10 protein-coding genes are annotated in these 10,724 nt (G+C 64.9%); 2 read left to right on the top strand and 8 right to left on the bottom strand.

What is annotated here, in order from left to right; genetic code table 11:
* The coding region (locus tag ENJ54_11280) for an alcohol dehydrogenase (protein HFC10416.1) at positions 1-796 on the top strand (796 nt) is incomplete at its 5' end.
* Here the strand turns inward: ENJ54_11280 and ENJ54_11275 are convergent.
* The 6 genes from ENJ54_11275 to ENJ54_11250 all read right to left on the bottom strand — a co-directional run bounded on the left by ENJ54_11275 (position 774) and on the right by ENJ54_11250 (position 8,343).
* Positions 774-1,436: an EamA family transporter gene (locus ENJ54_11275; GenBank protein ID HFC10415.1), complete on the bottom strand. Its 663-nt coding sequence runs from the start codon at positions 1,434-1,436 to the stop codon at positions 774-776. The two genes, ENJ54_11280 and ENJ54_11275, sit on opposite strands and share 23 nt — an antisense overlap.
* Positions 1,400-1,693, bottom strand: a complete 294-nt coding sequence (locus ENJ54_11270) for a hypothetical protein (GenBank protein ID HFC10414.1) — start codon at positions 1,691-1,693, stop codon at positions 1,400-1,402. The genes ENJ54_11275 and ENJ54_11270 overlap by 37 nt, the downstream gene beginning before the upstream one ends.
* Positions 1,694-1,699: 6 nt before the next feature.
* Positions 1,700-2,569 carry a 2-succinyl-6-hydroxy-2,4-cyclohexadiene-1-carboxylate synthase gene (gene menH, locus ENJ54_11265; protein ID HFC10413.1) on the bottom strand — a complete coding sequence of 290 codons (870 nt, stop codon included), beginning with the start codon at positions 2,567-2,569 and terminating at the stop codon, positions 1,700-1,702.
* On the bottom strand, positions 2,473-5,256 hold the full coding sequence (locus ENJ54_11260) for a calcium-translocating P-type ATPase, SERCA-type (GenBank protein ID HFC10412.1): 2,784 nt from the start codon (positions 5,254-5,256) through the stop codon (positions 2,473-2,475). The genes menH and ENJ54_11260 overlap by 97 nt, the downstream gene beginning before the upstream one ends.
* Positions 5,257-5,347: 91 nt before the next feature.
* Entirely contained in the window at positions 5,348-6,334 is a 987-nt protein-coding gene (locus ENJ54_11255) for a hypothetical protein (protein HFC10411.1), read from the bottom strand.
* An 86-nt stretch (positions 6,335-6,420) separates the two neighbouring features.
* On the bottom strand, positions 6,421-8,343 hold the full coding sequence (locus ENJ54_11250) for a TIGR03960 family B12-binding radical SAM protein (protein ID HFC10410.1): 1,923 nt from the start codon (positions 8,341-8,343) through the stop codon (positions 6,421-6,423).
* Positions 8,344-8,508: 165 nt separating this feature from the next.
* Here ENJ54_11250 and ENJ54_11245 point away from each other — a divergent pair, with 165 nt between their 5' ends.
* A complete protein-coding gene (locus ENJ54_11245; protein HFC10409.1) occupies positions 8,509-9,555 on the top strand; it encodes a hypothetical protein in 1,047 nt (348 codons plus the stop codon).
* On the opposite strand, the gene ENJ54_11240 is transcribed toward ENJ54_11245, so the two are convergent.
* Together ENJ54_11240 and ENJ54_11235 are read right to left on the bottom strand one after the other, a co-directional pair.
* The gene (locus ENJ54_11240) at positions 9,542-9,919 is read right to left on the bottom strand and encodes a hypothetical protein (GenBank protein HFC10408.1); all 378 of its coding nucleotides are present in this window, start codon (positions 9,917-9,919) and stop codon (positions 9,542-9,544) included. The genes ENJ54_11245 and ENJ54_11240 overlap by 14 nt on opposite strands.
* Positions 9,920-9,951: 32 nt before the next feature.
* The gene (locus tag ENJ54_11235; protein ID HFC10407.1) at positions 9,952-10,683 is read right to left on the bottom strand and encodes a serine/threonine-protein phosphatase; all 732 of its coding nucleotides are present in this window, start codon (positions 10,681-10,683) and stop codon (positions 9,952-9,954) included.
* Between the last annotated feature and the right edge of the window lie 41 nt (positions 10,684-10,724).

Raw genomic sequence — 10,724 nt, 5'->3', positions numbered from 1 at the left:
GGGGCATGAATTTGTGGGTGAGGTGGTGCGAGCGCCCGCTGCCCCGGCATGGGAAGGCCGCCGCGTGGTGGGCGAAATCAATGCGGCTTGTGGGCATTGTGCCCAGTGCCTTGCCGGGCGCCCCACGCATTGTGAAAACCGCACCGTGTTGGGAATTTTGGGGCGCGATGGCGTGTTTGCCGAATACACCACCTTGCCGATAGCCAACCTGCACCCTGTGCCCGATGAGGTGCCCGATGAAATGGCGGTGTTTACCGAACCACTGGCCGCGGCGCTGGAAGTTCAGCAGCAGGTGCACATTCGCCCTGACGATAGCGTGCTGGTGGTGGGGGCAGGTCGGCTGGGGCAACTGGCCGCGTGGACACTGGCGCGCACCGGCGCAGCCGTGTTTGCCGTAGTGCGCCACGAGCGCCAGCGGGCGCTGTTGCAGCCTTATGGCGTCACGCCGCTGCGGGAAGACGAAGTGCCGCACTGGGGCATGGATGTGGTGGTGGAAGCCACCGGCTCGCCTGAAGGCTTCGCGCTGGCAAAAGAAGCCGTTCACCCCCGGGGCACGCTGGTGCTCAAGAGCACCTATGCGGGCACGCCGCGTATTCCCATGTCGGCGCTGGTGGTCGATGAAATCCACGTCGTGGGTTCCCGCTGTGGCCCCTTTGCCCCCGCCCTACGGTTGCTGGCGGGAGGTTGTCTGGACCCCCGCCCCCTCATTGATGCCCGTTATTCCCTTGCCGACGGCCTCGAGGCATTTGCCCACGCCGCACGTCGGGGCGTCTTCAAGGTGCTGGTGCAGCCGTAGGGGGCGCGGCTGCAGGGCGTTCCAGTTGCACCAGCACCATCCCCAGCAAGATCAAGGCGCTGCCCCCCACCTGAATTGCCGAGAGGTGTTCGCCTAACAGCGCTGCGGCCATGATGGCCGTCATGACCGGCTCTAACGTCGCGAGCAGGTTGACCACGCTGGCTTCCAGATAGACCAGCGCCGCGTTGTAGGCCACAAACCCCAACAGTGTGGGGAAGAGCGCCAACACCACCAGCATGCCCCAACCGAAGGGGGAAAGCCGGGGCAGCCACGCGGTGCTTTCCACCGCGGCGTTGAAGCCAGCCAGGAGCACCGAAGCCACGCCAAACGCCCAAAAGAGCGTGGTCCACGGGTCGAGCCCGCGTCGGGAAGCCGCTCGCCCGCCCAGGCTGTAAGCCGCAAACATCAGGCCGGAAGCCAGCCCCAACGCCAGCCCTGGGGCGTGAAGGTGCCACTGGGCAGGCGTGTAAGCGCCGGAAACCAGCACGCAGCCCCCCAGGCTCAGGGCGATGGCCAGGGCTTTGGGCACCCCAAGGCTTTCCCGGAACCACCAGTGCCCCACCAGGGCGGTGAAGCCCGCCGAACTGTAAAGCAACACGGTGGCTACGGCCGCGCCGTTGGCCTGCACCGAAAAATCCACACCGCGTTGAAGAGCGCCAGCACCAAGCCGTAACCCACCAGGAAACCGCCTTGCCCGGCGGGGAAACGCAAGCGTGCCGGGGCGAAGAGGGCCAGCCCCACCCCCAGCCCTGCCGAAATCAAGATATTCCGCCACCAGGCCAGCAGCATGGGCGGCATGGCCTCAGCGGCCACGAGGTAACGGATGAGAATGCCCGTGGTGGCCCAGAGGGTGATGGCGGTGAGCGCAGCGAGGTAGCCTTTGGAGCGAGGGCTCATGGGAATTCAGGTACGTAAGGGGGGAAGGGAGAGGAAAGCAGCCAAGACGTCGGCCAATGCCTGTGGGGCGTCCAGCGGCACCATGTGGGCGGCGCGAGGGATGAGGAAACGCTGCACCCGTGGGGCGCGGGCGGCGATGGCTTCCGCCAGGGCGGCATATTTGGCGTCGTCTTCCCCGGCGATGTAGGCCACGGGAAAGGGCAGCCCGGCGAGGGCTTCCCAGAGGGGCGGCTGCCGGCCGGGACTCATTTCGGCAATCACGCGCGCCATGGCTGCGGGCCGCTGCTGGCTGCGGCGGGCGATGAGCGCCTGTCGCCGGGCTTCGGTGGTCATGCCGAACAGCGGCAGGCGATACCAGGCTTCCAGGAAAGCCGCCAGCCCCTCGGCACGGATGGCTGCGGCGCGTGCCTGGTCGGCGCGCTGCCGCGCGCGGCGCTCGGCGGCGTGGGTGAGGCCGGGATGGGCCGAAATCAGGGCCAGGGCGCGCACCCGCTGAGGAAAGGCTGCCGCGAAGGCTAAGGCCACCCGCCCGCCGAGGGAATAGCCCACGAGTGCAACGGCGGGCAGGCCGCGGGCATCGAGCCACTCGGCCAGCCATTGCGCCCACGCCGCGTAGGATTGGGTGCCGGGCGTGAGGGGCGTTTTCCCGTGGCCGGGCAAGTCGGGGGTGAGGCAGCGGGCGCGGCCCTCCAGGGCAGCCGCCACCGCTTCCCAGTCGCGGCCGGTGCCTAAGAAGCCGTGCAGGCACACCACCAGCGGCGGCTGCACTGCTGCGGGGCTCAATGCTTTTCTCGCCACCGCAGGTAGGTTTTGGTGAGTTCCGCGGCCACCGCGGGCAGCGCCAGCAGCGGCAGCATCAACCGCCACTGCGTCCAGCCCAAGGGCACTGCGTTGAACACGGTGTTCAGCCCCGGCACGTAGATCACCGCCAGCAGCAACAACGCCGAGGTCAGGAAGGCCAGGTTCATCGAGCGGTTGCTGAACAGCCCGATTTTGAGGATGGGGTAGCGTTCCGAGCGGGCAGTGAAGGCTCGCAGCAGTTCCGAGAAGGAGAGGGTCGCGAAGGCCATCGTTTCAGCAAATTCGGGCTGGTTGGGGTGCACGTGCAAGCCAATGGCATAAGCGCCCAGCGTCACGCCGGTGATGGCGATGGTTTGAACGGTGATCCCCAGCCACATGGGCCTGTTGATGATGGGCTCATCCGGCGGGCGGGGAGGGCGGTCCATGATGTCGGGGTCGCCTTTTTCCACGCCTAAGGCCAGGGCTGGTGCGCCGTCGGTGATCAGGTTGAGCCAGAGCAGTTGAATGGCCGTCAGGGGGGAAGGCAGCCCGGCCAGCGTGGCCAGGAAGATGACCGCAATTTCGGCCAGGTTGCAGGAAAGCAGGTAATAGACGAATTTGCGGATGTTGCTGTAAATTACCCGCCCTTGCTCGATGGCGGCGACAATGCTGGCGTAGTTGTCGTCGGTGAGCACCATGTCGGCGGTTTCTTTCGCCACGTCGGTGCCGGTGATGCCCATCGCAATGCCAATGTCGGCCTTCTTGATGGCGGGGGCATCGTTCACGCCGTCGCCGGTCATGGCCACCACTTCGCCATCGGCCTGCAGTGCTTCTACCAGGCGCAGTTTGTGCTCGGGCGAAACGCGGGCAAACACATCGGCCTCTTCCACGGCTTGCGGCCAGGCTTCGGCGGGGAGGGCATCGAGTTGTGCGCCGGTAAGCACTTTGTGGCCGGGACGCAACAGGCCAATGCGCTCGGCGATGGCACGGGCGGTGTTGGGGTAGTCGCCGGTGATCATCACCGTGCGGATGCCCGCGTGTTGCGCCTTCGCCAGCGCGGGAATCACTTCGGGGCGCGGGGGGTCGATCATCCCGAACAGGCCGACGAAAATCAGGTCGCTTTCGATGGCATCGGGGTCGAGGTCTTCCGGCAGGTCGGGGATGACTTTGTAGGCCACCGCCAGCACCCGCAGCGCCTGGCCGGTGAGTTCGTCGTTGGCGCGCATGATGGCTTCCCGCATGGCGGGGGTGAGGGGTTCGGAAACGTCGTCCAGCCGTTGGTAGCGGCTGCACAGCCCCAGCACCACATCGGGCGCGCCTTTGACGGTGACCGCGTAGCCGCTGACCTTTTCGGTGGTGAACGGCGAGGCATCGTCGGGGTGGGGTTCGCGGATGGCATGAATCGTGACCATGCGCTTGCGTGCTGAATCGAAGGGGATTTCCTGCACCCGCGGGTAGTCCTCTTCCAGGGCTTCTTTGAAAGCCCCGGCCTTGGCCGCCGCGACCACTAACGCGCCTTCCGTCGGGTCGCCCACCACCCGGAAGGTCTGGCGCATGTCGGAGGCGCCAGAGGTTTCCAGCAGGGCGTCGTTGTTCAGCGCGGCAATCCAGAGCGCGGTGGTCAGCGCCGGGTATTTCCACGGCTCGATGGGCTTGTCTTCTAAAAGGAATTCGCCTTCGGGCGCATAGCCCTGGCCAGTGATTTCAAAAGTGCGGCCGTCTACCCAAAGGCGGGTGGCGGTCATTTCGTTTTGGGTGAGGGTGCCGGTTTTGTCGGAGCAGATGACGGTGGTAGAGCCGAGGGTTTCCACCGAGGCCAGGCGGCGGATGAGCGCGTGGCGTTTGACCATTTCGCGCATCCCCAACGCCAGGCTGATGGTCACCACGGCGGGAAGCCCTTCGGGCACCGCGGCAATTGCCAGGCTGACGGCAATGAGGAACATATCCAGCGGGTTGAAGCCGCGTGCCCAGCCGACCACGAACACCAGCCCACAGACGGCCAGCGCGCCCCAGCCCAGGGTGCGCCCCAACTCGTCGAGGCGCTTTTGCAACGGCGTGGGTTCGATTTCCACCGCATGGAGCATTTGGGCAATCATGCCCAGTTGGGTTCGCATGCCGGTGCTGACCACCACGCCGCGGCCTCGGCCATAGGAAACCACCGTGCCCATGAAGGCCATGTTTTTCTGGTCGCCCACGGGCACGTTGTCGCGGATGACGATGGTCGCGTCTTTGGTGACGGGCGAGGATTCGCCGGTGAGCGCGGATTCGTCAATGCGCAGATTGACCGATTCCAGCAAACGGACGTCGGCAGGCACGTAGTTGCCGGCTTCCAGCAATACGATATCGCCCGGCACGACCTCGCGCGCAGGCACCACCTGCCGACGCCCATCGCGGATGACGTGGGCTTCTGGCGCGGCCATTTGGCGCAGTTTGGCTAATGCCTGCTCAGCGCGCGATTCCTGCACCAGCCCCAGCACGGCGTTGAGGATGACGATGGCCATGATCGCGGCGGCTTCCACCCAATCGCCCAGGGCTGCGGAAACCACCGCGGCCACGATGAGCAGCCACACCACGAAGTTGTTGAACTGCTCCCAGAGTTTGCTCCAAAAGGAGGGCGGCGGGGCTTCGGCGAGTTGATTGGGGCCGTAGCGCACCAGGCGTCGGCGGGCTTCGCTGGTGGTCAGGCCTTCGGGTGAAGTCGCGAGGTGGCGCAGCGTGGCGTTGGGGTCCAGCGCGCGCCAGGTTTCTTCAGCAGGGGTCGTCTCAGGGGGAAGCGAGGGCATGAGGTACTCCGATGTTCGTCAGGGGTAGGGTAGGGGAACCCTTGGCGAGGGTTTGCGGGGAACCGCTGCCGGGCGGGCTGAGCAAGCCCGCTTAGGGGGTAAGGGTCAGCGGCAGGCTGTTGAGGTAGAGCACGCCGGGGGGCGTGGTGGCGTTTTCGCGCACCACCAGCCGCACACGGGTCGTTTCGGTCACCTTGTAGGGAATGTGGAAGGCAAAGGGGGCGTAGCCGTCGGCGTCGGCGGTGCCCAGGGGCGCCACCTGATAGACGACCACTTTCCCGGCCGTATTGACCAGCAGGGCTTCGATTGCATCGGCGCGCCGCAATGCTTTGCCGACCACGACCACCTGCCCCCCCGCGATGGTTTGGTGGGAGAGCGGGGTTTGGAACACGATAGGGCTGCGGTCGGCGGCGTGGTAGTTGATTTGCGGCTGGCCTTCTTTGAGCAGGGTCAGCTGAATGGCGTTTTGGAAGAGCGGGCGGCCATAGGCATCGTTGGCGAGCACCTGCAAGCGCGCCATTTCGGCCTCGCCGCGCACTTCAAAGGGAATTTCCAGCGCGAAGGTCAGCAAGCCGTGAGGCGGCTGGTCATCGCCCAGGCGCAGCAGGCGGCGGTAAAGCAGGCGACCGTTTTCGCCCAGCAGTTCCACCCGCACAGCATCGGTGTAGCCGGTTTGCACGGCAAGGCGCAGCCGGATGGGCGAGATCACGCGCGAATCCTGCCCGGGGTAGAGAATTTGCAGCACGCCGTAGCCGGTACCGAGGGTGTGCAGGGGAGGCTGTGGGGTGGGGGTGATGGTCGGCAGCGTGAGCGGGAAGGGCGTGGGGGTGGGGCTGCCTGCGGGCAGTGGGGGCGTCGGCGAAGCGGTGGGGGAAGGCGTGGCGGCGGGAGCGGTGGCGGAGGCTGGCGGGGTGGGGGATGCCAGCGCCTGGGCGGTCAGGGCAATGACCGTGGGAAGGGCGTTGGCAGGAATGGGCGTGGGCAGCGGCGTACCGCCCAGCGTGGCAAAGGTGCAGCCGCTTACCAGGGCAGCCAACAGAAAAACGGCCGTGAAGAGATGAGAGAAACGCTTGGGCATGATGGGTATCCGGAATGCTGCGGAGCGTCCTGAGCGGAAGCGCGAGCGCCAGCGAGGGCAGTCGTCGAAGGGCGCTTATCCGCGGCTCAGGTGACAAAAGTGGTTTCGGCGTTCCGCCGTGGTTTGACTTCCGGGCATTTCCACACGTCGCCGGGGTGGGCGCGGCGGATGTCGTTGAACGTCGGCAAAATGCCGCACGCGTAGCATTGGTTGCGGCAGTCGTCGCGGGTGCGGCCTTCTTCGCTCCAGTGGTAGTCTAAGGCGAGGAAGCGTTTGCTCACCACCGGGTTAATGTGTTCCCACGGCAGGGGGGCGTCGAGGGGGATGGGGCGGTGGACGACTTCCCACGGCGAGAGCCCGACCTCGCGAAAGGCTTCCAGCCAGTGTTCGTAAATGAAATGCTCGCGCCACGCGTCGAATTTCGCACCGCGCTGCCAGGCGCGGTAGATGACTTCACTCATCCGGCGGTCGCCGCGAGAAAGCCAGGCTTCCAGCAGGGTTTCGTGGGGGTGGTTGAGGCTGAGTTTGAAGCCCCGCCCCCGCAGCGCGCGGCGCAGCAGGCGCTGTTTGGCGCGAATGCTTTCTTCGGTGTCCGCGGGCGACCACTGGAAGGGGGTGTTGACCTTGGGCACGAATGTGCTCACGCCAACGTGCACCTGCGCGCGGCGGCCAATGCGCTTGCGGCCTTCCCGCAGCACCGCGTGCGCCAGGTCGGCGATGGCCTGGACGTCTTCCAGCGTTTCGTGGGGCAGACCGATCATGAAGTAGAGTTTGATGCGCGTCCAGCCGCGGCTGTAAATTTCACCCGCGATTTCCAGCAGGTGGTCGGTGGGGATGGGCTTGTTGATGATGTTCCGCAGGCGCTCGCTGCCCGCTTCGGGCGCCAGGGTGAAACCGCTGCGGCGGGTGAGTTCCAGGGAATCCATCAGTTCCACGGTGAAGGTTTCGATGCGGGAAGACGGCAGGGAGATGCTGATGCCGCGATGGCTGAAGCGGCGGTTGACTTCCTGCACCAGTTCCAGCGCGTGGCTGTAGTCGGTGGAAGAAAGGGAAAGCAAGCCCACTTCGTCGAAGCCGGTGGCGGCAAGCCCTTCTTCGATGGCGGTGACGATTTCTTCCACAGTGCGCTCGCGAATCGGGCGGGTAACCATGCCCGCCTGGCAGTAGCGGCAGCCGCGGGTGCAGCCGCGCATGATTTCGATGGCCAGCCGGTTGTGGACGGTGTCGATGTAAGGCACGACGAGGCGGGTGGGCGGCGGCGGCAGTTCAGGCACGATGCGCTTGAGCACCTGCCGCGGCACGCCCTCGGCCACGGGTTCGGTGCCCTGGAAGTTGCCTTCCTCGTCGTAGCGGGCGCGGTAGCGGGAAGGCACGTACACGCCCCACAGGCGGGAAAGGCGGTCGAGCAGGTCGTCGCGCCCCGTGCCTGCCCGTTGCCAGGCCTGGTAGGTTTCGATGATGTCGTGGATGACCTCTTCGCCTTCCCCGATGGCAAAGGCGTCGATGAACGCGGCCATGGGTTCGGGGTTGAAGGTCGCGTGCCCGCCCGCGATGACCAGCGGGTGCTCGGCGGTGCGTTCCTCACTCAGCAGGGGAATGCCCGCGAGGTCCAGCACGGTGAGCACGTTGGTGTAGAGAGTTTCCGAGGGCAGGGTGAAGCCGATGATGTCGAAATCGGCCAGCGGGTGCTTGGTTTCCAGGCTGTAAAGGGGAATGCCCGCGGCGCGCATGGCGGCTTCCATGTCAGGCCAGGGGGCATAGGCGCGCTCGGCGAGGGCGTCGGGGCGGCGGTTGACCTGGTCGTAGAGGATGGCCAGCCCGAGGTTGGACATGCCGAGGTCGTAGATGTCGGGGAAGACGAAGGCCACTTTGGTGGCGATGCGCGCCCAATCTTTGACCACCTGGTTGTGTTCGCCGCCAGTGTAGCGACCGGGGCGGGTGACGGTGGGCAGAATGCGCGCCAGGCGGCTTTGGATAATCTGGGGGGAAAGCGAAGCGGTTACGGGCATGAGGTTCCATCATAAGGAAGGCGCGCCGTCGGGCGCGCCGCGAGTGTTTGTCGAGTAGTGCAATTATATCAAACAACCGCTTGCGGCGGAGCGAGGATATTGCACCCTGTTGTACAATTTATTTAAAGTGTTCGCGTCGGCAAGGGAAAGAGCGGGAGGCTGGCAATGAAAGAGAGGCTGGTTTTATGGGGCGCACTGGTATGCGCGCTGGTATTCGTGCTGGCATGCAATTTGCCCTCATCGTCGTCGAGCAATGCGTTGGACACGCCGGTGGTGGTGACGAGTGCCGCCGCGACGGTCGCGCTGCTTACGGCCTCGCCTGCTGCTTCGGCAGGCACACCGGCAGTGCAGGATTGTGGGGAAGACATGGATTGCCTCATTCAGGCCGCTAAGGCGTGCAAGCCCGCGACAGGGCGCTACGTGACGCAACTCGACCTTTTCGGCGCACTCGTGCACATCGCGCTGCAGTTTGATATCCACGGCCTGAACGACCAGGGAGAGTGTGCTTTTGATGTTGCTACGGTGGAAGCCTCGGTGGATTACAGCGAAGAAGCCCGGCAGCAAATGCGCGCCAGCGGCATGAGCGACGAGGAAATCGAGGCCCAGCGAAAGATGGCTGAAGAGCAGCAATTACAGGCTGGGCCATCGGGCGCTTGCACCGGGCAGGGCAGCGATTTGGCGGCGATGCTTCAACAGTGGCGGGAAGGCCATTTCACCATGGACGATTGGACACCCTTCCACTGCGAAGGCGGCACGCTGGCAAATGCCGGTGGTGAGATCGTGGTGACGGTCGAGGTGACGGCTCAGGTGCCTGAGGCGCCACCGCCGCCCACGTCCCCCTCTGCTGAAAGCGATCTGGTCTTGCCTGCGCCGGTTGTTCGCTTTTCACACGTGACGAATAGTGCTGTGGAAGGCACGAAACTTTACTGGTTCGACCTGGTCAACTGGCAGGATTTCCCCCCTGAACTTTTCAAGATCACCAAAGGGGTGCCGCCTTGTGGTCAGCGCCCCAATCGGCTATGGGTGATTTTCCGCCGCGCCGATACGATGGAAGAAATTTCTCATGGATGTGGCGCGCGCTCACCGGAAGAGTTGCGAACGTTGGAACTTCCCCTCAAGGAAAGCGCGGGAATCCCCCATCGCGTGGTTGTGGACCTTTGGGACCGCTTGACAGACAAGCATTATCTTTCGGAGCCCGTTACGTTCCCGTAGAGCTCCTGCTGTTGCCAAGATAATCTTTCAGGAAGGCTTTGACCCGTGCGGCGACTTCTTCCGGCGTGAGGCCGTCGGTGAGCAGGTAGAAGTCGGCGTGTTCGCGGGCGTGGCGCAGGCGGTGCTGTTGTTCCAGGTAGTCGGCTTTGCGCCACGGCATGGGGCGGCGGCGGTTGGATTCCTCGAAAGAGACGTCGAGAAAGACCAGCACGTCGGGCTGGGTGAGCCGTTGCCACATGTCGGGGACGTAGGAGTGCTCTTGGGCAATGTGTTTCAGACGGTAGCCACGCCCAGCCAGGTTCTGGATGAGCGTGCTTTTGCCCGCGGCACACGGGCCGACGATGCCGACAAGCGGCTGTTTCATGGCGTCTTCCCGTTGGGGCAGAGGGGCGCTTGCTATAATGGCAGGCGCACCAACATGCGGCGGACGCGCACGTCTTCTTGATGGGGTACGACTTGAAGCACCACAACGCTGATGTCGTCGGTGGGACGGCCTTCGTCCAGCCGCATGGCTTTTTGCAACAGCGCTTCAGCGAGGGTTTCAGCGGGCGGCGGCAAGGGGGTGCCTTCGTTGTCTTCCTCAGCGGTGGCAAAGAGCGCGTGGAGGGTGGTTTCCAGGTCGAGGTGACGGCCATACCGGGCGCCCGCGTGCACCATGCCGTCGGTGAACATGATAACGGTCATCCCGACTTCCAGCGGCAGTTCAGTGACCACCGGCCTGGTGCCGCGGTAGATGCCCACGGGGATGCTTTCCTCATCCAGGTGGTGCAGGCGGCCTCCGGCGCGCACCAGCACCGGCGCGGGGTTGTTGCGCGTGACAACCAGGGTACGGGTCTGCAGATCGGCGGAGAGGATGTTGAGGGTGGCCTGCACCCGCCCCTGCCGCTCGGTGAAGAGGTAGTCAGAAGCCGCCCGGGCGGCGGCGCCGTCGCGCACGCCTTCCGCCAGCAGGCTGATGACCTTCCGCACCACCATGTTGGAAACCCGCTTGGCGCCGCGGCCGGAACTTTGCCCGTCGGCCAATACTACCGAAAGGCCGCCGTTGGGACGTTCCACCACTTCCAGCGTGTCGCCGCTTTCCGAGGTGGCGTATTTTTTGACTTTGGCAACGGCAATTTGCACTTCCATGCTTCTATTGTAACGCATCTTCGGGTATGCTTAACCCGCAT

The sequence above is a fragment of the Chloroflexota bacterium genome, assembly GCA_011322445.1.
Lineage (GTDB): Bacteria > Chloroflexota > Anaerolineae > Anaerolineales > DRMV01 > DRMV01.
This window is presented reverse-complemented; position numbering and strand designations above follow the sequence as displayed.